General features: G+C 71.2%; 17 protein-coding genes. 12 read left to right on the top strand and 5 right to left on the bottom strand.

Annotated elements, in window-relative coordinates:
- Positions 1-106: 106 nt before the first annotated feature.
- Complete coding sequence (locus MXD95_RS28650; protein WP_308301543.1) at positions 107-1,240, bottom strand: NUDIX domain-containing protein; 1,134 nt, start codon at positions 1,238-1,240, stop codon at positions 107-109.
- A 178-nt stretch (positions 1,241-1,418) separates the two neighbouring features.
- Here MXD95_RS28650 and recO point away from each other — a divergent pair, with 178 nt between their 5' ends.
- From recO to MXD95_RS21230, 6 genes are all read left to right on the top strand, one after another.
- A complete protein-coding gene (recO, locus tag MXD95_RS21255; RefSeq protein WP_250642448.1) occupies positions 1,419-2,150 on the top strand; it encodes a DNA repair protein RecO in 732 nt (243 codons plus the stop codon).
- 554 nt (positions 2,151-2,704) lie between these two features.
- Complete coding sequence (locus MXD95_RS21250) at positions 2,705-3,502, top strand: isoprenyl transferase (protein ID WP_250642447.1); 798 nt, start codon at positions 2,705-2,707, stop codon at positions 3,500-3,502.
- Positions 3,495-4,208: a peptidoglycan-binding protein gene (locus MXD95_RS21245; RefSeq protein ID WP_250642446.1), complete on the top strand. Its 714-nt coding sequence runs from the start codon at positions 3,495-3,497 to the stop codon at positions 4,206-4,208. The genes MXD95_RS21250 and MXD95_RS21245 overlap by 8 nt, the downstream gene beginning before the upstream one ends.
- A gap of 197 nt (positions 4,209-4,405) precedes the next feature.
- Complete coding sequence (locus MXD95_RS21240) at positions 4,406-7,471, top strand: glycine--tRNA ligase (RefSeq protein WP_250642445.1); 3,066 nt, start codon at positions 4,406-4,408, stop codon at positions 7,469-7,471.
- 212 nt (positions 7,472-7,683) lie between these two features.
- Positions 7,684-8,280, top strand: coding sequence for a YdcF family protein (locus MXD95_RS21235; RefSeq protein WP_374122100.1), 597 nt, complete (start codon positions 7,684-7,686; stop codon positions 8,278-8,280).
- A 417-nt stretch (positions 8,281-8,697) separates the two neighbouring features.
- Entirely contained in the window at positions 8,698-10,572 is a 1,875-nt protein-coding gene (locus MXD95_RS21230; protein WP_250642444.1) for a transketolase, read from the top strand.
- A 402-nt stretch (positions 10,573-10,974) separates the two neighbouring features.
- On the opposite strand, the gene MXD95_RS21225 is transcribed toward MXD95_RS21230, so the two are convergent.
- Positions 10,975-11,514, bottom strand: coding sequence for a PH domain-containing protein (locus MXD95_RS21225; protein ID WP_250642443.1), 540 nt, complete (start codon positions 11,512-11,514; stop codon positions 10,975-10,977).
- Positions 11,515-11,635: 121 nt separating this feature from the next.
- Positions 11,636-11,791, bottom strand: coding sequence for a hypothetical protein (locus MXD95_RS21220; RefSeq protein ID WP_250642442.1), 156 nt, complete (start codon positions 11,789-11,791; stop codon positions 11,636-11,638).
- A gap of 95 nt (positions 11,792-11,886) precedes the next feature.
- Between MXD95_RS21220 and MXD95_RS21215 the strand changes: the two genes are divergently transcribed.
- The 4 genes from MXD95_RS21215 to MXD95_RS21200 all read left to right on the top strand — a co-directional run bounded on the left by MXD95_RS21215 (position 11,887) and on the right by MXD95_RS21200 (position 18,093).
- Complete coding sequence (locus MXD95_RS21215) at positions 11,887-13,149, top strand: deoxyguanosinetriphosphate triphosphohydrolase (protein ID WP_250642441.1); 1,263 nt, start codon at positions 11,887-11,889, stop codon at positions 13,147-13,149.
- A gap of 508 nt (positions 13,150-13,657) precedes the next feature.
- A complete protein-coding gene (dnaG, locus tag MXD95_RS21210; protein ID WP_250642440.1) occupies positions 13,658-15,715 on the top strand; it encodes a DNA primase in 2,058 nt (685 codons plus the stop codon).
- A 40-nt stretch (positions 15,716-15,755) separates the two neighbouring features.
- Positions 15,756-16,934: an RNA polymerase sigma factor gene (locus tag MXD95_RS21205; RefSeq protein ID WP_250642439.1), complete on the top strand. Its 1,179-nt coding sequence runs from the start codon at positions 15,756-15,758 to the stop codon at positions 16,932-16,934.
- Between the two features lie 238 nt (positions 16,935-17,172).
- Positions 17,173-18,093, top strand: coding sequence for a class I SAM-dependent methyltransferase (locus MXD95_RS21200; RefSeq protein ID WP_250642438.1), 921 nt, complete (start codon positions 17,173-17,175; stop codon positions 18,091-18,093).
- Positions 18,094-18,207: 114 nt separating this feature from the next.
- On the opposite strand, the gene MXD95_RS21195 is transcribed toward MXD95_RS21200, so the two are convergent.
- Entirely contained in the window at positions 18,208-19,491 is a 1,284-nt protein-coding gene (locus MXD95_RS21195) for a glycosyltransferase family 4 protein (protein WP_250642437.1), read from the bottom strand.
- A gap of 514 nt (positions 19,492-20,005) precedes the next feature.
- Complete coding sequence (locus MXD95_RS21190; protein ID WP_250642436.1) at positions 20,006-20,884, bottom strand: glycosyltransferase family 2 protein; 879 nt, start codon at positions 20,882-20,884, stop codon at positions 20,006-20,008.
- 211 nt (positions 20,885-21,095) lie between these two features.
- On the opposite strand from MXD95_RS21190, the gene MXD95_RS21185 reads away from it, so the two are divergent.
- Both MXD95_RS21185 and MXD95_RS21180 read left to right on the top strand, forming a co-directional pair.
- Positions 21,096-22,040: a class E sortase gene (locus MXD95_RS21185; protein WP_250642435.1), complete on the top strand. Its 945-nt coding sequence runs from the start codon at positions 21,096-21,098 to the stop codon at positions 22,038-22,040.
- Positions 22,041-22,655: 615 nt separating this feature from the next.
- Entirely contained in the window at positions 22,656-23,063 is a 408-nt protein-coding gene (locus MXD95_RS21180) for a hypothetical protein (RefSeq protein ID WP_250642434.1), read from the top strand.
- Positions 23,064-23,108: the final 45 nt, after the last annotated feature.

Raw genomic sequence — 23,108 nt, 5'->3', positions numbered from 1 at the left:
TGCGGATCGAGGGACCGAATCCTTCACCAACCTTCGGCAAGATTTGATCATTAGGCGTTTTTGGGCTGGGTGGCTGGGTGGACGGGCGGGGCGGGGGGATCTGTGGTCATGTGCGGTCAGAGCCGCGGCGCCACCACCGTCGCCGGGCCGTCGCTGCCGTGCGTGGGGTGCCCTCGCCGACCGGTGCGGTTCCGTGCTTGACGGTCTCGCCGTCGACGATCTCCAGCATGGGTGCCGGCACCGCTCGGCGCCGCGGGGAGGGCTCGGAGCCGGGAGCGGAGGCGGCACGGGATCCGGGAGCGGCAGATGTCGGAGCGGCAGGTTTGGGAGCGGCAGTGGGTCCGGCGGATCCGGGACCTGTACTGACACCGACGCCTGGCGGCGTTGCTGGGGCGGGGGCGGGCGCTCTCGGGACGCGCGGCCGGTCGGACGGCGCGGTGCGATGTCCGGTGGGCTCGGATGGTGGCGTGCGGGGCGAGGTCCGCTCGGATGGCGGTGCCTGGGATGTGCCCGGTGTGTGGCAAGCACCGGAACTTTTGGCGTCGCCGCTGACGGTGCCGGGTCCGGCGGTGGCCGACTTGGCGGTGGGTGGTTCAGCGAGGGCTGGTTCGGTGGTGGCCGGTTCGGCGGTGGCCGGTTCGGTGGTGGTGGTGGTGAGATCGAGCGGGGACGTGGGGTGATCGTCGGCGGGTTGCCCCGCGTCGGTCGGGGCCTCGGCAGAGGTGACGGTCGAGGGGAACGCCGGGGTGTCGTCCGCCGCGGCGATGGTGATCAGGGGCGGGGCGGCGTCGTCGAGCGCGGCGAGCAGGAGCGCCTGGCGGTTGGCCAGGATGAACGTCTTGATCTCGGCTGGCTGGAGGTCATATCGGCTCAGCCGCTTGCCGCGCAGGTCGATGCGCTCGACGTCGTAGCGGCCCTTGGCCGGGTTGCTGAACTCCTCCCCGGTGCGCTGGGAGAGGTTCATCGAGACGAGCCGGCAGACGAAGAAGTGGGACACGGCGATGCCGGCGCCGCGGGGCGGGCTGGTGAGGAACACCGGCTGGACCCGGTCCACAACCGCCCCGAGCTCCTCGGCGAGCTCGCGATGCAGGGCGGCCTCCACCGAGGCGTCCTCGTCGTCGACGCCTCCGCCGGGAGTCGACCAGTACGGTTTGCGTTTCGGCAGTGTCCGCCGGAAGAGGATCAGCCGGCCGTTGCCGTCGATGAGGATCGCCCGCGCCGCCCGTCGCACCACCTGCACCGGGCTATCATCCGCAATGGATGCCGCTGGCGCGGGCGTGCCCCGTTCGCGCGCAGGCATCGGCACGATGCGTGCTGTCCTCTGCACCAGCGGTTTCTGGCTGCGCCGGGCCGTGTGCGCAGGGCACCGGACCACCTCCCTTTACCCCGTCGAGGGGGGCTCGTGCAACCATGGGCGGGTGCCGGTGTATCGCGACGAAGGGGTGGTCCTGCGAACGACGCCTCTCGCCGAGGCCGATCGCATCATCACAGTGCTCACTCGGCGCACTGGGCGGGTGCGGGCTGTCGCCAAAGGTGTGCGCCGGACGTCTTCTCGGTTCGGCTCCCGGCTGGAGCCGGGGACGTACGTCGACCTGCTGCTGCATGAGGGTCGGGCGCTGGACACAGTCACCCAGGCCGACATCATCGCACCCTACGGGACGACGATTGCGACCGATTATGCCCGGCACACCGCGGCCGCGGTGATGCTGGAGACCGCCGAGCGGCTCACCGGCGAGGAGCGTCAGCCTGCGTTGCGCCTGTTCCTGCTGCTCGTCGGCGGCCTGCGGACCCTGGCTGCGGGGGAGCGGCCCCCGACCCTGGTGCTGGATGCCTTTCTGCTGCGCGCTCTGGCGGTCTCCGGGTACGGGATGGCTCTCGACGACTGCGCACGGTGCGGGGAGCCAGGCCAGCACCTGTCGCTGTCGGTCGCGGGTGGCGGCATAGTGTGCGCCCGGTGCCGTCCGCATGGTGCGGCGTCGGTATCCGCGGGCGCGGTGGCGCTGCTGACCGATCTGCTTCGCGGCGAGTGGGACGAGGCGCTGCGCAGTGATGTCCGGGCGCGGCGGGAGGCCGGCGGCATCGTCGCGGCCTACCTGCAGTGGCATCTCGAGCGGGGACTGCGTGCGCTGCCGCATCTGGAACGGGCGTGAACCGTGGCCGGCGGGCGGCGGCCACGAGGACGACCACCTGTACGCGGTCCCCGGCCGTGCCGGCCCCGCACCGGCGATTGCTGCCGGCTTCACGTCGTCTGTCCGTGGGGGGTCTGTCGGACCGCGTCCGGTTGGTCTGGGGTGGAGACGGTGACGTGCGAGATCCGCGGTGGGCGGTCGGCACCGGTTGCGTGGGCGGCCGGACAATCGTGAGGTCGGGGGACTTGAGGTGGCGGGCGCTGGCGGCTGCCGGCCGTCGTGGGGGATGCGCTGCAAGGGGGCGAGGACGGACATGGTGAGGTGGACGGCGACGGCGATCGTGGGAATGACGGTCGCGGGAGTCGGCGGGACGCGTGTCGGCGGGGGCATGTGTCGGTGGGGGCAGGCGTCGGCGGCCGGACGACGCCGGCCTGGGGAGCGGTGTGGTAATGGCAGGTGACGGCGTGACCGAAGTCGGCGTGATCGAAGTCGGCGTGACCGAGAACGGCGTGACGGAAGGCGGCGTGACGGATGACGGCTCGGCGCTGCCTCGGCCGAATCGCGGGAGGTAGGCAGTGACTGTACGTAATGATCTCGCGACTCGATTCCGGGAACCGCATCCGCATCCTTCGGGGGCCCGGCCCCCGGCGCTGCCGTCGAGCCTGGTCCCGAACCATGTGGGCATCGTGATGGATGGCAACGGCCGGTGGGCCAAGCTGCGCGGGCTGGCCCGGACCAAGGGGCACGAAGCCGGTGAGGACGCGCTGTTCGACTGTGTCGAGGGCGCGATCGAGCTTGGCGTGCGCTGGCTGTCGGTGTACGCCTTCTCGACGGAGAACTGGAAACGTTCTCCCGAGGAGGTCGCGTTCCTGATGCGCTTCACCGACAAGGTGTTCGGTCGTCGCATCGACGACATGGACGCGCTCGGTGTCCGTGTTCGCTGGGCGGGGCGCCGTCCCAGGCTGTGGGGCAACGTGATCCGCCGCCTGGAAGCCTCCGAGGAACTCACCCGGGACAACGACCGTCTCACCCTGGTGATGTGTGTCAACTACGGTGGACGCGCCGAGATCGCCGACGCCGTCGCCGCGATCGCCCGCGACGTCCGCGAGGGCCGCCTGCGCCCCGACCGCATCGACGAGGCGACCGTCGGCCGTTACCTCGACGAGCCCGACATGCCCGACCTTGACCTGGTCATCCGCACGTCCGGGGAGAAGCGGCTGAGCAACTTCCTGCTCTGGCAGGCGGCCTACGCCGAACTGTCCTTCGTCGACACCCTGTGGCCCGACTTCGACCGCCGTCACCTGTGGTCCGCCTGCGAGGAGTTCGCCCGCCGCGACCGCCGCTACGGCGGCACCGTGGCCCGCCGTGCCTGACCTCGCGCTGCCCGGACGTGTCCGCCCCGGCGTCGGCGCCGGGGCGCCGATGCTCGCACAGATCGTCTTCGAGCTCCCGCCGGAGCCGGATTCCGCCGTGGCGGCGAGCGGCCCGCCGGTGTCTGACCCCGCATTCGAACCTGGCGCCGTGCCGGGCACCGGCGCTACGGCGGGGTCTGCCGCGGGGTCGGCGGCTGATGCCGCGGGAGGAGGATTTTCGGCCGCCGCTCAGGCAGCCCTGGAAGCGCTCGCCCACTGCGCTGGTTTCCGGGCCGGGCGACTGGCCCGAGCGCTCGACGCACCGCGGACCTGGCTGCTCACCACCGAATGGGACGGTCCCGGACCGTGGCGACGGGCGCTGTCCGCCTTCGACGTGCGTTGCACGCTGACCCCGCTGCTCGTGCATGCCGTGGACGTGCCCGGCTCGTTCGAGGTGCTCGCCGCCGTCGACGCCGCGACGCCTGCGGCCTCGATCTCTCCCCGCCTGGCTTCTGCCCCGGCGTCTACCGCCGCGACGTCCTCCTCGTCGGTACGAGCCCCGTCGGTTGACGCCCCGTCGGCACCCCCTGCCTCGGCTCGCCGTCCCGATCGCCGCGTCGACCCGGACGCGGACGCCGGGGCTGGCGGCACCACGACCCACACCTACCGTTCCGACCGGGCCGTCGACGCGGATACCGCGGCACCCGGCCTCGGCCGTTCCCAGTAGGCGGTGCGGGCACTCCCTCGTTGATGATCGTTACACCTGTGGGTCCCGCCCCGAACGCGGCGCCTGGCTGTGTGGCCTGACGTCGCGGTGACGGTGCCGACCGGTAGCCTCAAGGCGATCGTGGACGTCCGTGACCGCGCTGGTCCACGTATCCGCGTGTGGTGACCGTGAAGAGCCGAGGAGCCGAGGCCAGACCGATGTTGAGTATGCAGGACGCGTTGCTGGCGCTGACCCGTTACTGGACCGATCGGGGCTGCATGATCATGCAGCCGTTCAACACCGAGGTCGGCGCCGGTACGCTCAACCCGGCGACGGTGCTGCGGGTGCTTGGTCCCGAGCCGTGGCGGGTGGCGTATGTGGAACCGTCGGTGCGACCGGACGACGCGCGCTACGGCCAGAACCCCAACCGGCTGCAGACGCACACCCAGTTCCAGGTGATCCTCAAGCCGGACCCGGGCAATGCGCAGGAGCTCTACCTGGGAAGTCTTGAGGCGATCGGGGTCGACACCGCTGCCCACGACGTCCGGTTCGTCGAGGACAACTGGGCGTCGCCGGCCCTGGGCGCCTGGGGTCTGGGCTGGGAGGTCTGGCTCGACGGGCTGGAGATCACCCAGTTCACCTACTTCCAGCAGGCCGGCGGGCAGGGCCTGGACGCGATCAGTGTCGAGATCACCTACGGCATGGAGCGCATCCTCATGGCGCTGCAGGGGGTGCACCATTTCAGCGAGCTCACCTATGCCCCGGGGGTGTCCTACGGGGAGGTTTTCGGGCAGTCCGAGTACGAGATGTCGCGGTACTACCTCGACGACGCCGACATCGACACCGTCCGGCGGATGTACGCGGACTACGCCGCGGAGGCGCGCCGGCTGATCGACGCGCGGCTGTCCGTCCCCGCGCACACGTATGTGCTGAAGTGCTCGCACGCGTTCAACATCCTCGACTCGCGCGGCGCGGTGTCGACCACCGAGCGGGCGACGTCGTTCGCGCAGATGCGCGGCCTGTCGCGTGAGGTCGCCGCACTGTGGCGAGCGCGCCGGGAGGAGCTCGGTCATCCCCTCGGCGTGGCCCAGCCACCGCCGGCGGCCACCGCGGTCGCGGACGGGCCGCCGGTGACGACCCCGTCGGCGCTGCTGTTCGAGATCGGCACCGAGGAGCTGCCAGCCGCCGAGGTGACCCGCACCGTCGCTGCGGTGCGTGACGGCCTGCGCGAGCGCCTGGGCGCGACCAGGCTCACCCACGGCGAGGTGCGGGTGGCCGGGACGCCGCGGCGGATCGTCGCCATCGTCGCTGATGTCGCGCCGCGCGAGCCGGACGTCGAGCGGGTCGTGCGCGGCCCGCGGGTCTCCGCCGCCTACGGCGCCGACGGGGCGCCGACGAAGGCCGCGCTCGGGTTCGTCCGCGGTCAGGGCGCCGACCCGGCGGACCTGAGGGTGGTCGACCATCGCGGGGTGGAGCACGTCGCGCTGGTCCGCCTCGATGCCGGCCGGGATGCCCTCGACGTTCTCGCCGGGCTGCTCGGCGACGTGGTGACGGGCCTGCGTGGCGAGCGGAACATGCGCTGGAGTGACCCGGCGCTGGCCTTCAGCCGGCCGGTGCGCTGGCTGGTCGCCCTGCTCGGCGCGACCGTGGTGCCGGTGGCGGTGTCGAGCCTCGCCGCCGGGCGCACCACTCGCGGGCATCGGCGGGCCGGCTCCCCGCCGATCGAGGTGGCCACCGCCACCGGCTATCCCGAGCTGCTCGCCGCGCACGGCATCCTGCTCGACCCGGGTGCGCGGCGCGAGGTGATCGTGGAGGAGGCGGCGAAACTCACCGCCGACCAGGGCGGGCACATCGACCCCGTAGCCGACGCCGGCACCCTGGATGAGGTGACGAACCTGGTCGAATACCCGGCGCCGCTGCTCGGCGCCTTCGAGGCTCGGTTCCTCGAGCTTCCGGCCGAGATCCTCACCACCGTGATGCGCAAGCACCAGCGTTACCTGCCGGTGCGCGACGCCGCCGGCAGGTTGCTGCCCGCCTTTCTCGCGATACCCGACGGGCGGGTCGACGTCGGCCTCGTGCGCGCCGGTAACGAGGACGTGATCCGCGCCCGGTTCGCCGACGCCGCGTTCTTCTACGACGCCGACGTCAAGGTGCCGCTGGAGACGTTCCGGGCGAATCTCGCGAAACTCACCTTCGAGCACCGCCTCGGCTCGGTCGCCGACCGCGCCGACCGGATCGGCACGCTTGCCCGGGCGCTCGCGGACGAGATCGGCCTTGCCGGCGACGAGCGGTCGACGTTGGAACGGGCGGCGGGGCTGGCGAAGTTCGACCTGGCCACGCAGATGGTCATCGAGCTGTCCAGCCTCGCCGGCACCATGGCCCGCGAGTACGCGCGGCGCGCCGGCGAGACCGAGGCCGTGGCCACCGCGCTGTACGAGATGGAGCTGCCGCGCCGCGCCGGTGACACGCTGCCCGCGACGGTGGCGGGGGCCCTGCTGGCCGTCGCCGACCGGCTCGACCTGCTCGTCGGCCTGTTTGCCCTGGAGGCGGCGCCGACCGGCAGCTCCGACCCGTTCGGCCTGCGTCGGGCCGCGCTCGGGGTGGCGGCCATCCTCGCCGGCCAGCCGAGGCTGGCCGACCTGAGGCTCGGTGAGCTGCTCGCGCGGGCTGCCACGCTCACCCCCGTGCCGGTCAGCGCCGACGCGCTGCGGGCCGCCGAGGCGTTCGTCCGCGGCCGGTACACCCAGCAGCTGCTCGAGCGTGGCCTTGACCATCGGCTCGTTGCCGCCGTCGGACCGCTCACCGGCACTCCGGCCCGGGCCGCGCACACCCTGGAGACCCTGCGCACCCTGATCGAGCCGGCCAGTTCGTCCGCCGCGCCGGATGGTGCCGCCGGGTTCGCCGCGCTCGCGGCGGCGCTGCAGCGGGTACGCCGGATCGTCCCCGCCGACACCGTCGCTGTCCTCGATGCGGCCCGGCTCCCTGAACCGCCGGCTGCCCGGCTGCTCGCCGCGGTCGACGGTCTGAGCGATCGACTGGATGCTGGGGGACCCGCGGTCCGTGCCGGCGGCGCCGACGTCCCGCTCGGTGCGCTGGTCGCCGCCGCGGGAGAGGTGGGGCTGCCGGCGGCCATCGACGGCTTCTTCGACGGGCTCATGGTGATGGACCCCGACCTGACCGTGCGCGCGGCCCGCCTCGGTCTGCTGGCCCGGATCCGTGACCTGACCGCCGGCATCCTCGACTGGGAGGCGCTTGGCTCGCTCTCGGCGGCCACCTCGGCGTAGCGGTCTCGGCCGGGCGCCCACCAGGTTGTCCTGGCGGGCCCGTTTGGGCGGGGGCGCGGGAGGCTAACGTCCTTGGCGTGGGTCTGTCCAGTCCTGGTCGTGTCGTCCGTCCGCCCCGTCCACTCCGTCCGTTCGGTCTGTTCCGATCCTTTCGCCCGTTCAGTGCGGAGTGGTACCGCGTCCGCTGGTGGCGATGGGCGATCCGGGTCGCGGTGGCGTTGACCGCGAGTGTGATCGTCGTCGGTGCGGTCACGGTCGTCCAGGTGTGGTGGGTGGGTCGAGAAGATCATCATCCTCGGGTGGAGGCGCTGGTCGTGCTCGGGGCATCCCAGTACGACGGGCGTCCGTCGGCGGTGTTCGCGGCCCGGCTCGACCATGCGGCGGCGCTGTATCGCGAGGGTGTCGCCCCGGTGGTGATCACCATCGGTGGCAAGCAGCCCGGCGACCGGTACACGGAGGCGGAGGCCGGTGCCGCCTATCTGCGTCGGCGCGGCGTCCCGGCGGAAAAGGTGATCGTCATACCCGAGGGGTCCGACACCCTCGGGTCACTGACCGCGGTCGCCGGGGTCATGAACACCCGGCACTGGCGCTCCACGGTCATCGTCACCGACCCGTGGCACAGTCTGCGTTCGCGGACGATGGCACACGACCTGGGACTGGAAGCGCACACGTCGCCGGTCACCACCGGACCGACTGTTCACGGAATCGACACGAGGATCCACTACATCGTGCGTGAGGGGATTGGCTACCGTTGGTATCAGCTGTTCCACCGCGCCTCGCCACCTGAGGCCACCACCAGCGCGGTCTGACCGCGGCCGGATCGCGATCCGATCACGGTCCGGTGGGCCGCGGGTCTGGCTCTGGCCTCGCGTCGGCTCGCCGGGCGGTGCGGGCCTGTCGCCACCTTTCGGGCGCTCGGGAGTGGCCCGTCCGGGCACCGGTGGGCCCAGCGGCCGCGGCCGGGCCGCTGCGCCCCGCGTGGGCGGCGACGGGCTGCGCGGGAAGAAACCGGCCGTGCTCCCATCGGGGGCGAACTGACCTTCCGTCGATGTGACCTACCAGCGGCTCGCGCGGCACCCTTCGGTGGTCACCCGCGCTGGTACGGTTCGGATCGCCGGGCGAAAGGGTAGTGCGACAAACGGTAGTGGCGCAATGCGGCAAAGCGGGCCACGCGGCGTGTGCGACACCTGAGGATCACCATAGAGGATCACAATAAGGAGACTGGTGTGGCATCTCCCGTAACCGAGAGCACGGTCGGTACGGCCGATCTGAAGACGGTCCGGGAACTCGCGCAGCAGCTGCGGGTCGACTCGGTGCGCTCGAGCACCTCGGCTGGCTCCGGGCACCCCACCTCGTCGATGTCCGCGGCGGATGTGCTGGCCGTGCTGGTCGCCCGGCACCTGCGCTATGACTGGGACAACCCCGAGGACCCGGCCAACGACCATCTCATCTTCTCGAAGGGGCACGCGTCACCGCTGCTCTACTCGGTCTACAAGGCCGTTGGCGTGGTCAGCGACCACGAACTGATGAACGGCTACCGCCGTTTCGGTGAGCGGTTGCAGGGCCACCCCACCCCGATCCTGCCCTGGGTCGACGTGGCCACCGGCTCGCTCGGCCAGGGTCTGCCGGACGCGGTCGGTGTCGCGATCGCCGGCAAGTACCTCGACAAGTCCCCCTTCCGGGTCTGGGTGCTGTGCGGCGACAGCGAGATGGCCGAGGGCTCGATCTGGGAGGCGCTGGACAAGGCCGCCTACTACCAGCTGTCGAACCTGGTGGCGATCGTCGACGTCAACCGGCTCGGTCAGCGTGGCCCGACGGAGATCGGCTGGGATCTCGACCGCTACGCGAAGCGGGTCGAGGCCTTCGGCGCCCGCGCCATCGTCATCGACGGGCACGACGTCGAGGCGATCGACGCCGCGTTCGCGGACGCCGAGGACGCAAGCCGGCCCACCGTCGTGCTCGCCCGCACCCGCAAGGGTGAAGGCTTCTCCGAGGTGGCGGACAAGGAGAACTGGCACGGTAAGCCGCTGCCCGCCGACATGGCGGCCCGGGCGATCGTCGAGCTCGGCGGCGAGCGTGACCTGCGGGTGCGCGGCCCGGTGCCGGGGCCGGACCTGCCCCGGCCGGCAGCCGTGCAGCGTCCGTCGATCACGCTGCCGACCTTCGAACTCGGCGCCAAGGTCGCGAGCCGCAAGGCCTACGGCCAGGCGCTGGCGGCCATCGGCGTCCGCACCGATGTCGTGGCGCTCGACGCCGAGGTCAGCAACTCGACCCACGCCGAGGACTTCGGCAAGGTCCATCCCGACCGCTTCTTCGAGATGTTCATCGCCGAGCAGCAGCTCGTTGCCACGGCGGTCGGCCTGTCAGTGCGCGGTTACGTGCCGTTCGCCTCGACGTTCGCGGCCTTCTTCTCCCGCGCCTACGACTTCATCCGGATGGCGGCGATCTCCCAGGCCGACATCCGGCTCGCCGGCAGCCACGCCGGCGTGGAGATCGGCGCCGACGGCCCGTCGCAGATGGCGCTCGAGGACCTGGCGATGCTGCGGGCGGTACACGGCTCGACGGTGCTCTACCCGAGCGACGCGACGTCCACGGCGAAGCTCGTCGAGGCGATGGCGGACCTGTCCGGGATCAGCTATCTGCGTACCACCCGAGGCGCCTACCCGGTGCTCTATGGCCCGGACGAGCCGTTCGCCCCCGGCGGCTCGAAGGTGTTGCGCCGAACGGAGGCCGACACCGTCACGCTCATCGGTGCCGGTGTGACCCTGCACGAGTCGCTCGCCGCCGCCGACGCGCTCGCCGCGGAAGGCGTCAGCGCGCGGGTGATCGACCTGTACTCGGTGAAGCCGGTCGACGCCGCGACCCTGCTCGAGGCGGCTCGGGCCACGGGCGGGCGCATCGTCGTCACCGAGGACCACTACCCCGAGGGCGGGCTCGCCAGCGCCGTGCTGGCGGCACTGGACGACAGTGGCCTGCCCCTGTCGGTCCGTCATCTCGCCGTGCGCTCGTTGCCCGGCTCCGGCACTCCGAGCGAGCTGCTGGACGCCGCGGGCATCTCGGCGCCGCATATCGTCGACGCGGCCCGCGACCTGCTGCGCTGAGCGATCGCGAGCCGCGCTGAGCGGGGACCGGCCGCCCGGAACCGGGCCGCAGGTCCCCGCTCCGGCCGGACGGGGTGGCCGTGGGGTGGGGCAGGCCGACCCGCATGACCTGATCCGAACGACGAGCGGGGCCGGGGATCGATCTCCCCGGCCCCGCTCGTTGACAGCTACGTGCATCGGTTGTCGGCTTACGACCGCGGTGGCCGTGCTGGGCTCTGCGCCCAGCCGATGCCGCGTGCCTTCCGTCGTCCCCCGGCGGCACACTGCGGTGGGTGTTGGTTGCCTGCCCGGTGTCGCTGCCCAACCGGCTTCGTCGCCGGACCTGTCAGTGCCAGCCTCGCCGGCTTCGTCGCCGGCTGTGCCAGTGCCAGCTGCGCCAGTGCCAGCTCAGCCAGTGCCAGCTCAGTCGTCGCCGGCAGGCGAGGGGGCCCCACCGAAGGTCATGTCGACCAGGGTGAGGTAGAGCCGGTCTGGGCGGGGCAGGAACTTGATGTTCGACAGCGCCTGGTCCTGCCCGGCGGACTCGACCACGAACTCGCCGTAGCCGAGCAGCCGACCCATCGGATCCCGGTTGTAGGTCAGATCAGTGATCTTGGAAAGGGGCATCGTCTGGACCTTGCGGAAGAAGATCCCGGACACCTTGAGCAGGCGTTTATCGGTGATCATCAGGTGGTCGAACTGCCAGTCCGCGACCTTCCAGAGCATCCGGAGGATCATGAACAGGGCAAAGTACCAGAGCAGCGTGGTGATGATGCCCGCGTCCACGTCCTGCGAGGCGAACACGATGTTGGCGACCAGAGCGAGCAGCACCGCCCCTGCCGTCTGCAGGAAGACGGGAAGCAGGATCGCCCAGTGCTGGCGCACCATCATGACCAGGCGCTCCTGCGATGCCAGGTACTTGGTGTCGCGCTGGGCCGGGTCGGGCAGTTGAAGTCTCACCACGTCAGCAGTGTCCCAGACATCCAGGCTGGCTGGACAGAGATCGACACACGGGCGCGCCGGGCGGGGCCCAACCTCCGGGTGCGCTGTGACGGGATCGCCGGCCCGACCGGCCGGACCGAGGTCACAGCGCCGTATCGGTGACGAATTGGGAGACCCCGTCGGCCCACGACTGCAGCCATCCGAACACGCGGTCGATGATGCTGGCGGCGCTGTTTGGCGCGGTCACCACGAAGAAGATGAGGAACGCGATCGCAGCGTACTTGACGAGTTTGTCCACGGCGGGCCTCCGGGCCGATTTGGTGAGGGGTGCGCACAAAGTATCGTCGCTGCGATCGGCCGAGGTCCCCAAATCGCGCCGATACTCTCAACCTCGTGGTCGCTGAGTGGTATGACGGGTTGGACACAGTACGTCGGGTCGCGGAGCGTCCGAAGGCTACACCGCAGCCGCGTAGCCCCTTCGCCCGGGATCGTGCCCGGGTGCTGCACTCCAGCGCATTGCGCCGGCTGGCTGGGAAGACGCAGGTGGTGGGCCCGCTTGACGACGACTTCCCGCGCACCCGGTTGACGCACTCGCTGGAGACGGCGCAGGTGGGCCGCGAGCTCGCCGAGCAGCTCGGGGCCGATCCCGATCTCGTGGACACCGCCTGCCTGGCGCACGACCTGGGTCACCCCCCTTTTGGGCATAACGGCGAGCGGGCGCTCGACGTGGTGGCAGCGTCGTGCGGCGGATTCGAGGGCAACGCGCAGAGCCTGCGCGAGCTGACCCGCCTGGAGACCAAGATCGTCGATGCGGACGGATGCAGCGCCGGGCTGAACCTGACCCGGGCAAGCCTGGACGCGGCGACGAAATATCCCTGGTCCCGCGGGCAGGGCCCGGATCCGCACACGGCCAAGTTCGGCGCCTACGAGGACGACCTCGACGTGCTCGCCTGGATCCGCCACGGTGCGCCGCCAGGCCGGCGGCCCGTGGAGGCGCAGATCATGGACTGGGCGGACGACGTCGCCTACTCCGTGCACGACCTCGAGGACGGTGTCGTCGCCGGGCACATCGAACTCGCCGCCCTCGACGATCCCGGCCATCGCGCGGATCTCGCCGCCGCCACCGCGCGGCGTTACCCCGAGGTCTCGGCCGCGGCGGTCGCCTCGGGACTGGACACGCTGCGCTCGCAGCCGTGGTGGCCGCGCTCGGAGATCACATCAGCCCGCGGGCAGGCGGCGTTGCGCGCGATGACGAGCGAGCTCATCGCCCGCTTCTCGGGGGCGGCCGTACGGGCGACCCGGGCGCGTCATCCCGAGGGGCGCCTGGTGCGCCACCGCGCGGATCTTGCCGTCGACGCGGCGACCGTCGCCGAGTGCGTCGCCCTCAAGGGGGTCACCGCCTGGTACGTGATGGAGCGTCCCGGAGTGCATGCCCGCCGGGCGCGGCAGCGGGAGCTCGTCGTCGAACTCGTCGAACTGCTGCGGGCCGGTGCGCCCCGCACGCTCGACCCGGGGCTGCGTCCTGCCTTCGAGGCCGCGCTGGACGATGCCGGTCGACTGCGGGTGATCATCGACCAGGTCGCGCGGCTGACCGACGCCAGTGCCGTACGGCGTCACGCCGCCCTGCGTGGCCGGCCCGAGCGTCGCGTCCTGTGAGGCCCTCGGAGTCGACGCGACCTCTCGGGCAACGTGAAGCGGGTGCGGCGCGTCCTGTCAGGCATGTCCTGTGAGCCGCGGCCAGTCACCGGCGGGTGGCCGGTGACCCACCCCCGTCGATGGTTGGATGAGCGTTGTGTCGTTCCTGGTGATGCGATGGGGTCGGGATGCCGGAAATCCCGTACCTCGCGCGGGGGGAATGGTCCCCGTCCGAGGGGGAGGTTCCAGGCCGGCCGTCACGCAGCCAGACCGGTCGACTGCGGTGCAGGTGAGGGGCGTCATCTCCAACATTCACGTGGCATGATCGGTACTGTCGTGCCTACGACACGTACCATCGCACCGGTAGGGCCGATGTGTGGTGCGTCGGACAGGGTGATCGTCGGCCTCGGCCGGGGGGCCACCCTCCGTGCTCGGAAGATCGGTCCGTCGGGTACGACAGGGCACAGGCCTGGTGGGGGGTCTGCCCCGGGCGGGGTTCCCTGCCCGGTAGGGATGAGGGGAGGCGCGGATGGCCGGACGAATCCGTGACTCCGACGTCGCCCTCGTCCGGGAGCGCTCGCCGATCGCGGACGTCGTCTCCGAATATGTCCAGTTGCGGCCGGCGGGGCGCAACGAGCTGGTCGGCCTGTGCCCGTTCCACGAGGAGAAGTCGCCCTCCTTTTACGTCAACGTAGCGACGGGGCTGTTTCACTGCTTCGGCTGCCAGCAGGGCGGCGACGTGTACTCGTTCGTCCGGGAGATCGACGGGCTGAGTTTCCGCGAGGCCTCCGAGCGGCTGGCCCGCCGCGCCGGGGTGACGCTGACCTTCGAGGGCGGAGGCACGACCAGCCGATCGGTCTCCAGCCAGCGTCAGCGTCTGCTCGAGGCGCACCGGGCCGCGGCCGAGTTCTACGCCGAGCAGCTCTCCGCGCATCCCGCGGCCCGCGCGGGCCAGGAGTTCCTTGTCGCCCGCGGGTTCGACGCCGAGGCCGCGGGCCGTTTCGGTGTCGGCTACGCGCCCACCGGGTGGGACACGCTGACCCGCCATCTGCTGGCCCGCCGGTTCACCGGCGAGGAACTCGTGCTCGGTGGGCTGTCCAAACCGGGCTCTCGCGGTGGGCTCATCGACCGTTTTCACCACCGGCTCATGTGGCCGATCCGCGATCTCGCCGGGGACGTCGTCGGCTTCGGCGGACGGCTGCTGGACGCCGACGGCGCCGCGAACAGCGGCAAGGTGAACGCCGGACCCAAATACCTCAACACGCCCGAGACCCCGCTCTTTCGCAAGGCAAGCCTGCTCTACGGGGCCGAGCTCGCCCGGCGCGACATCGCCCGGCGCTATCAGGTTGTCGTGGTGGAAGGCTACACCGATGTCATGGCCTGTCATATGGCCGGGGTCACGACCGCGGTGGCGACCTGTGGCACAGCCTTCGGCGGGGAGCACGTCGGCGTCGTGCGGCGGCTGCTGATGGACTCCGACGAACGTCGCGGCGAGGTCATCTTCACCTTCGACGGCGACGCCGCGGGCCAGAAGGCGGCGCTGAAGGCCTTCGAGCACGAGGAGCGATTCGCCACGCAGACGTTCGTCGCGGTCGAGCCGGACGGGCTCGACCCGTGCGAACTGTGGATGCGCGGGGGCGACGCGGCGGTGCGCGAGCTCGTCGCCCGGCGCGTGCCGCTGGTCGAGTTCGCCATCCGGGGCGTGCTCGGCCGGTACGACCTCAACTCCACCGAGGGCCGTCTCGCCGCGCTGGACGCCGCTGCCCCGCTGGTCGGGCGGATCAAGGACGCCGGCCTGCGGCACCGGTACGCGGTCAACCTCGACCGTTGGCTCGGATTCCTCGACGAGCGGTTCGTCGCCGCCCGGGTCGCCGAGCACCGCGACCGGGCGGCGGCCGGAGCCGGGCGTCCGGGCACCGTCGGCGGGTCGCGGACGGGATCGGCCGCGCAGGCACGGGCCGAGGCGGTCGTCGGCACGCCCGCGGGCACGTCGCCCGGAGCCTTCACCGGCCGCCGCACGCCGCCCGGCACGGGTGCGCCGGCCGGATCCGCCGCCGTCGCCTCCGCGGTGGACGCCGGTCGGGCAGGTACGGTCGACCCCGTCAACCCTGCCGCGGTCGTGGAGCGGGAGGCACTCAAGCTCGCCATCCAGTTTCCGGGCTTCGCCGGAGCGATGTTCGACCCGCTCCCCCCGGAGATGTTCACCGTTCCCGCGCATCGCGCCGTCCGCGAGCTCATCGGGCGGCTCGGCGGGGTGTGCGGGGGACTGGCGAGGGCCGGTGACGTCGGCGGGTGGGTCGCCGAGCTGTCCGCGGCCGCAGCGGAGGAGGACCTGCGTCGCGTTGTCACCGCACTGGCAGTGGAGAGGCTGCTGTGGGACCGCGATGTCGATGATCGTTATGTCGACGAGCAGATGTCACGCGTACAGGAGCTGCACGTGACACGTCGGATCGCCGAGCTGAAGTCCCGTGTACAGCGGCTCAACCCGGCGACTGACACCGACACCTTCAACCGTACCTACGGTGAGCTGATCGCTTTGGAGCAGCACAAGCGTCAACTCCGGGAGCGGGGCGTAGGTGCCGCGTAACCTGGGTCGATCCCGAGAAGGAAGTGACGAGATTCCGCCCATGAGTCCTACCGTCCTACCCCGCGAAGCCCAGGTGGACGAGGTCAAGGACCTCATTACCCGGGGCAAGGAGATCGGTTTCCTCACCACCGAGGACGTCTCGGTTGCCATCCAGGCCGCCGAGCTGCCACCGGAGCAGGCCGAGACGGTGCTGCAGGTGCTCAACGACGAGGGCATCGAGGTCCTGGAGGCGGGGGGCGAGAATCCCGACGAAGCGGACCTGCTCGCCCGGCGCCGCCGGGAGGAGGAGGAGCTTGCCCTCAAGGCGCCGACCTCCGACCCGGTCCGCATGTACCTCAAGGAGATCGGCAAGGTCCCGCTGCTCACGGCGGAGGAGGAGGTCGACCTCGCCAAGCGGATCGAGGCGGGCCTGTTCGCCTCCGAGAAGCTCGCGGTGGCGACCAAGAAGACCTCTCCACAGATGCGTCGGGATCTCGAGGCCATCGAGCGCGACGGCCAGATCGCCAAGCGCAAGCTGGTTGAGGCGAACCTGCGCCTCGTCGTCTCGATCGCCAAGCGGTACGTCGGACGCGGGATGCTGTTCCTGGACCTCATCCAGGAGGGCAACCTCGGCCTGATCCGTGCGGTCGAGAAGTTCGACTACACCAAGGGCTACAAGTTCTCGACCTACGCCACCTGGTGGATCCGGCAGGCGATCACCCGCGCCATCGCCGACCAGGCCCGCACCATCCGCATCCCGGTGCACATGGTCGAGACGATCAACAAGCTGATCCGCATCCAGCGACAGCTCCTGCAGGACCTCGGCCGTGAGCCGAGCCCGGAGGAGATCGCCAAGGAGATGGATCTGACCCCGGAAAAGGTCCGCGAAATCCTCAAGGTCTCCCAGGAGCCGGTGTCGCTGGAGACGCCGATCGGTGAGGAGGAGGACTCCCACCTCGGTGACTTCATCGAGGATTGTGACGCGGTCGTCCCGGTCGACGCGGCCAGCTTCATCCTGCTGCAGGAGCAGCTCGACTCGGTGCTGCACACCCTCTCCGACCGGGAGAAGAAGGTCATCCAGCTGCGGTTCGGGCTGACGGACGGTCACCCGCGGACGCTGGAGGAGGTCGGACGCGAGTTCGGCGTCACCCGCGAGCGGATCCGGCAGATCGAGTCCAAGACGCTGTCCAAGCTGCGTCATCCCTCTCGCTCGCAGAAGCTGCGCGACTACCTGGAATAGCAGCTGGCGGCTCGGGGTCGAGCAGGACCGCCCCGCCCGCAATGTGGCTGGTCGGGAACGTCCGCCGACGGACGGGACGTACGCACGACGGTCGTTGACCGTCGGTGTTCGCATCAATACTCTTGGCAACAAGCGGGCTTTCCGATCTTCGATGGCCGTGGTGGGTCGCCGTCGATGCTCGGCAGTCCGGCGCTCGGTGGCGCGTCCGGTGTCATCGGTGGCCGAGAGGACGGCGAGCATGCCCGGCAGGGATTCCACGGTCGCTGGTCAGCTCCGCTCCCTGGCGGGGTACGCGCTCGCGACGGCCGGCGCACAGAACTTTCTGGGTGCCTGGTGGGTGCCGGTGGTGATGGCGACGACGCCAGCCCGGTACCGCCGGACCGTGGCCCTGCGACTGCTGGCGTGCAGCCCCCACTACTTCCAGCCGGGTGAGCATGACCGCGAGACGGCGGCCGAGCGTAACCGGCGCACTCGACAGAGCCTTGCCGATGATCTTCTGGGTCGTTACCTGGAGCCGGAGGACGACGTCCTCGACGTCGGCTGCGGGCCGGGCTACCTTGCCGTCGCCGTGGCCTCCCACGTGCACGCCGTCACCGCGGTGGATGTCTCCCGTGGCGTGCTGGCCTGCGCGCGGGTGCTGAACCCGGCGCAGAACCTGGAGTACCTCACCGCCGAGGAGTTCCACCGCAGCGGGCGCGACGTCGATGTCGTGTACTGCATCGCCGTCGTCCAGCACCTCACGGACGAGGTCGTCGCTGCAGCGCTGCGTGACTGGCATGCCGCCCTGCGTCCGGGCGGGCGGTTGCTGTTGCACGTGGTGATCGATGATCCGGCCTGGCGGACCGAGGCGCAGTGGCGCGCCGAACGGGGCCTGGCCGCGCGGATGAAGCTGCGGTTCGCGCTCAACTGCTTCGGCCGCTCCGCCGAGCAGGTGCGCCGGCTCGTCACCGAGGCCGGATTCGGCGAGCTTGAGCTGATTCCCGTATCCGCGCTGGCGGACGTCGATGATGATGTCGCCGGCCAGCATCTGGTGGTCGCCCGCCGCCTCGACGTGGCCCCGCCCTGGCCGCCCACCCCGTCGCGCGGGCTTGCCGTGGAGATCCCGGCGCCCCGTCTTGCGAGCCCTGAGCATCTCGACCTTGAACGGCTGGACCGCTGACGGGTCATCACGGTGTCCTCGGCCAACGCACGTGGCCAACGCACGTGGCGGATGGGGCTGGCCGGATGCGGGCCGAGGAGCCGGTCGAAGTACGGTCTGCGGTCGAAGCGGCCGTCATGGCGCCGACCGGCCGGACGGCGCGGGCCGGCTCGACGATGCCGACCGGCTCGACGTTGCCGACGGGCCGGACGATGTGGAGGACATGAGTGAGGCCGACCGCACAGCGGCGCCGGCCGGCTGGACGGGCAGGTCCGGGCGGTCGGCGGCGGTGCTGGCGGGGCGTCCGGTCAGGGCGGTGAAGACGAGCCGGGCGTAGTGGTCGGGGCGGGTGGCGGCCTCGGCCCACTCGGCGGCGCGCCGTCCGGTGCGGGCCAGGCGGGCCCGGTCGGCCAGCATGGCCCGCAGGACCTCGGTGAGCGCGCCGGCCGACTCGTCGACCGGTGTCTGCCCGGTGACGCCGTCCTGGTAGGCATCGTGGCTGCCACCGGAGGCGGGCCCGACCACCGCGCATCCGGCCAGCTGCGCCTCCAGCAGCACGATGCCGTAGCCCTCGCCGCTGGCGGACCGTCCCCGGGCGGGGGTGTGTGTGCGGGTGGCCAGGACGAACAGGTCCGCCGTCGCGTAGAGCCGGGCAAGCTCGGCGTCGCCGGGGGACTCGACGACCTCGGTGTCCGGATGGGCGGATACCAGCTCGTGCAGCGCGCCCGGGGCCGGTCCCTGCCCGGCGAGCACGAGGCGCACCGGCCCGAGCTGGGCGCGGACGTTCGCGACCGCGTCCACCAGCACCGCGGCGCCCTTGCCGGCCCAGTCCGCCAGCCGGAAGACGCTCAGCGTCGTGGGCACGGGCGGCAGCGGACGGCGCCGGCTGGACTCGCCGAGCAGGGTGGCCCGCCAGTCCGGGGAGATGCCCGGGGGCAGGATCGGGGCGAGCCCGACGGTGGACAGGGCACCGGCGCTGTACGAACTGATCGTCACGGGGTGCAGCAACGGGTCGGCCCGCAGGATCGCCCGGTCGGTGGTCCGCATGCTCCAGATGTCGGTACCGTAGAACAGCACCGGTCCGAACCGGGCGCGGGTCAGGCGCAGCGCCGCCGCGCCCACCGGGATGAGGTTGGCGTGCCCGACCACGACGCTGTCGGCCGGGCCGAAACGTCGTGCCGTCGCCAGGGCGTGGCGGACGAATCGGGCTCGACTGCCGGGGGTCGTCTCCTCGCCCGGTTCGAGCAGGTCGACCCTGGCCAGCTTCGCCCCGCCCGCGCGCAGCGTCTCCTCGACCGTGGTGAGGTATCGCTCGATGCCGCCGCCGAGCCCGCGGGAGAGGGTCAGGAGCAGAACGCGGGCGGCTCGGTCGAGGTCGGCGTCCGGGGCGGGGCGAGTGGTCCGTCGAGGTAGATGCACGGATGGTGATGCTATTCAATCCTCTGGTAGCCGTCGCGCCTTCGAACTCGTGTCATGGATTCGGTTCGTGTCCATCTGGACGCGAACTGATGACAGCCGCGTGGCCTCGGGGTCTTGCGGCGCAGCGCCGGAGCCTCGATAGGTAGGACGCGCAACGCCCGATTCCGCACGAAGCGTTGCCACGTCAAGCATCGTGCACTGTATGTGACCAGTAGGCCGCTGATCGCGAAGAAGCCGTCGAGGGCCTGGGAGAGGTTCTCCCGGCCGGTGCCACCTCGTCGACCCCGGGCCCGCTGGTCGCCGAGGCCCGCCGCGTACTGGCACCCGGCGGACGGATCCTCGTCGCCCTGCCGAACGTGCTGTACTACCAGCAGCGGATGCGGTTCCTGCTCGGGCGCTTCGAGTACACCGAGACCGGCCTGATGGACGCCACGCACCTGCGCTTTTTCACCAGGGCCGGTGTTGCCGACTCCTGGAACGTCGCCACGGGGGACCCTTCGTCCGCGGGGCGGCGTCAGGACCACGAGGTCCATCGGGCGGCGCGAGGCTCGTCAGCGAGCGGCTCGCCGAGCGGGGGCATCGAGCCGAGGCCGTCGAGCAGACCGTGGTAGACCAGCGCACCGGTGGCGAGCCCGCGTCCGCGCAGCAGATCCAGCGCCAGGGACCGGGGCAGAACGAGAGCCGCCGCGCTGGCCGCGACCAGCGCGGTACGCATCCGCCAGCCGCGCAGCCGGGTGAACCAGAGTCGGTTGCGCACGACATAGTAGGCATAACTGCTGCGGGTGATCGTTGCGCTGCCCGTGTGCCAGGCCCGGTGCGGACTGAGGACGACGCTCCAGCCGGCCTCCCGCACCCGGTAGCAGAAGTCGACGTCCTCGAACCCCAGGAAGTACCGGCCGTCGAACGGAACCCGGCGCAGGACGTCGGCCTTGATGAACATGACCGCCCCGGTGACCCAGTCCGCCTCGCAGGGCCGATCCTGTGGGGGTCGTCGTGCCCGTGGCGCGACGAGGACGGGACTGAGCCGCGCGGCGCCGGACTGCAGGCCGTCCCCGTTGACCAGGGTCGGCGCGACGATGCCGATGTTCGTCCCGGCCAGCAGCCGCAGGCAGCCGTCGATCGTGGTCTCATCGATCCGGATGTCGTTGTTCACCAGCAGATATGCCTCGGCCGCCGGGTGGTCCCGGCAGGCGAGGGCGAAGCCGGCACCGAACCCGAGGTTGCGTGGCGGAACCAGCCACGCACAGGGGGCGGGCAGATTCGGCGGACGCCCGCTGCCGTCGTTGGCGACGACGGCGACCTGGGAGATGGACGGGCAGGCCTCGAGCCGCTCGGCGACGTCCACCGTGGGTGCGCTCGGACCCCAGTGGACGATGACGGCCACTGTCTTCATCGGCCCCCCTGGTCTTCGTCGCACCCCTGGCGTGCGCGCGGACGGAACGGGTGCGCGGCAACCCCGCTACGCGCCTATGTGAATACAGAGAGTAGCAGTGCGTGGCGGTGTCGGGAGTCACGCCGGCGGTGTCGCCGCGTCCTGGGGGTGCAGGGCGACCCCCGCGCGCGGGTGTGTACGTAGAGTAGTTATCAAGTGGCATAGTGTGCGGATGGCTGACGCGTCATCGGTCCCCTCGAACGAGGTTGAGCGGGCGAAGGACGTCTCCCCCGGTGGTGCTGACGTCGCTGGCACCGGCACTGATGGTGGTGGCGTGACCGGAGCGGCGCGGTCGGGCGCGCCGGCGCAGCGCCGTCCGCTTCCGGAGGGAGCCGGGCTGCCCGCGAGGGGCGGCGCCGGTCCCGACGGCGCTGGTCCCGGCGGGTTCGGTCCGCGGCATCGCCGGACGCTGGGAGCGGGGCGGGTCTGGATCGGCCGGCTGGCTCGCGGCGGTGGCGAGCTGCTGATCACCGCCGGCGTCGTCGTGGCGCTGTTCCTCGGTTACCAGCTGTGGGCCACCAACCTGCTTGCCGGACGGACCCAGGACCGGCTACATCACCAGCTCGAACAGACCTGGAGCCGGCCGGCGCCCGCCCCGCCCGGGTCCGGCGCGCCCAGGATGGCCGTACCCCCGCTGCCGGCGGTGCCGCTGGGGGATGGCGTGGCGATCCTCCGGGTGCCTCGTCTTGGCCGGGACTACGCGCCCGTCGTCGTCGAGGGAGTCTCGGCCGCGGATCTGCGTCGCGGTCCTGGGCATATTCCCGGCACGGCGATGCCCGGTCAGATCGGGAACTTTGTGGTCTCCGGACATCGGACCACGTATGGAAAACCTTTTAATCGGCTTGATGAGTTGAAGGTAGGCGACGCTCTGGTCGTTGAGGTTCGGGACCGGTACTACACGTACCGGGTCACTGGCTCGGAGGTTGTGACACCAAATCGGCTGGATGTCACGTATCCGGTACCAAAACGACCTGGTGTGGCGCCAACGAAGAGTCTCCTTACCTTGACAACCTGTCATCCTAAATACTCGGCCAGTCATCGGCTGGTCGTGTACGGGGGGCTGGTTGGCGTCACGGAGAAGTCCGCTGGCCTGCCGCCGGCGCTGGCCGCCGGGTGAATCCGCAAGGAGGGACCGAACGTGTATGCCTGGCTCTACCGCCATCTCCCGGGTCCGCATCGACTGCGCCCCCTGGTCGCCGCCGCTCTGCTACTCATTGTGGTTTCCTTGCTGACTTTTCTGGTCTTTCCTGCGGTGGAGGCTGCGCTTCCGAATGGAAAGGTAACTATGGGTAGTTGAGCGATATCGATATTGCGACCATGGAGGTAGCTCCGGTGGTCGCTGCCGATGTCGGTTCTGGCGATTCGCGGAAATGGACACGCTGTGGTCCCGTCGCATCCGCGGGAAAGCCCGCATCGTTCCTTTGCGCGATGGCTGCCAGTAGTGGCAAGTCAGGCCCCGAGGCGCGTTGCCTGGTGTCGGTCCGACGGCGGCGGAAAGTCGGGCATCGGATATCCTGCGCACTGGGCGGCGTTACGCTCGCAAAGTGTGGGCATCGGCGCCCGTGGTGCCGCGGCTGCCGCCCCCGGTGGAGGTGGTGGTGCACAAGCCCAGGCCCTGCCGGTCGACGTGTGTGGTGCGGGTCCACAGCGGGATCGTCTTCGGGGGAATACCATGAAATGGCGGTATCGAAATGGGCGCTGGTCGGCGGTTCGCTTCGACGGCGCGCGGCAGGTGCCGCATCGCCTGCGATCTTCTCGGCACACGGCCGCCCACCTGCGGCGCAGCGGCCTGACGGCTCCGGACCCGGACCCGGACGGCCGGAGCACTGCGGAACCTGCCGCGGGCGAGCCGGGTCCGGCCCGCGCGGGCTTCGGTGGCCGCGGGCCGAACCCTTCCGACCCCGGCCCGGACAGCCCGACCCGGGCGGGCCGGATTCCCCTGGGGCAAGGCGCGCAGCGGGCGCTGCGGGCCGCCGTCGGGCCGGTCGACACCTGCGGGTCGGCGCTGGACGCCGAGCCGGTGGTGGAGACCGGGCCGACCAGCGGGACCAAGCCCGGGCGCGGCAAAGAGTCCCGGGGGGGGGGGGGCCCCCCCCCCCCGCCGCCCCCCCGCCCGCGACGGACACGACGTCGACCGTGATGCCGGCGGCGGTGAACACCGCCCAGGGCTCGGCCGCCTCGCCGG

The sequence above is a fragment of the Frankia sp. AiPa1 genome (genome assembly GCF_023243075.1).
In the GTDB taxonomy this organism is placed as follows: domain Bacteria; phylum Actinomycetota; class Actinomycetes; order Frankiales; family Frankiaceae; genus Frankia.
Note: the sequence above shows the minus strand (reverse complement) of the source record. Positions and strands in the feature narration are given on the sequence as shown.

What these genes read in the sequence shown, in the direction of transcription:
- MXD95_RS21240 (WP_250642445.1), top strand. Translation starts at nt 4,406, where the DNA reads ATGTTGAGTATGCAGGACGCGTTGCTGGCGCTGACCCGTTACTGGACC.
- dnaG (WP_250642440.1), top strand. Translation starts at nt 13,658, where the DNA reads ATGGCCGGACGAATCCGTGACTCCGACGTCGCCCTCGTCCGGGAGCGC.
- MXD95_RS21205 (WP_250642439.1), top strand. Translation starts at nt 15,756, where the DNA reads ATGAGTCCTACCGTCCTACCCCGCGAAGCCCAGGTGGACGAGGTCAAG.
- MXD95_RS21200 (WP_250642438.1), top strand. Translation starts at nt 17,173, where the DNA reads ATGCCCGGCAGGGATTCCACGGTCGCTGGTCAGCTCCGCTCCCTGGCG.
- MXD95_RS21190 (WP_250642436.1), bottom strand. Translation starts at nt 20,884, where the DNA reads ATGAAGACAGTGGCCGTCATCGTCCACTGGGGTCCGAGCGCACCCACG.
- MXD95_RS21185 (WP_250642435.1), top strand. Translation starts at nt 21,096, where the DNA reads ATGGCTGACGCGTCATCGGTCCCCTCGAACGAGGTTGAGCGGGCGAAG.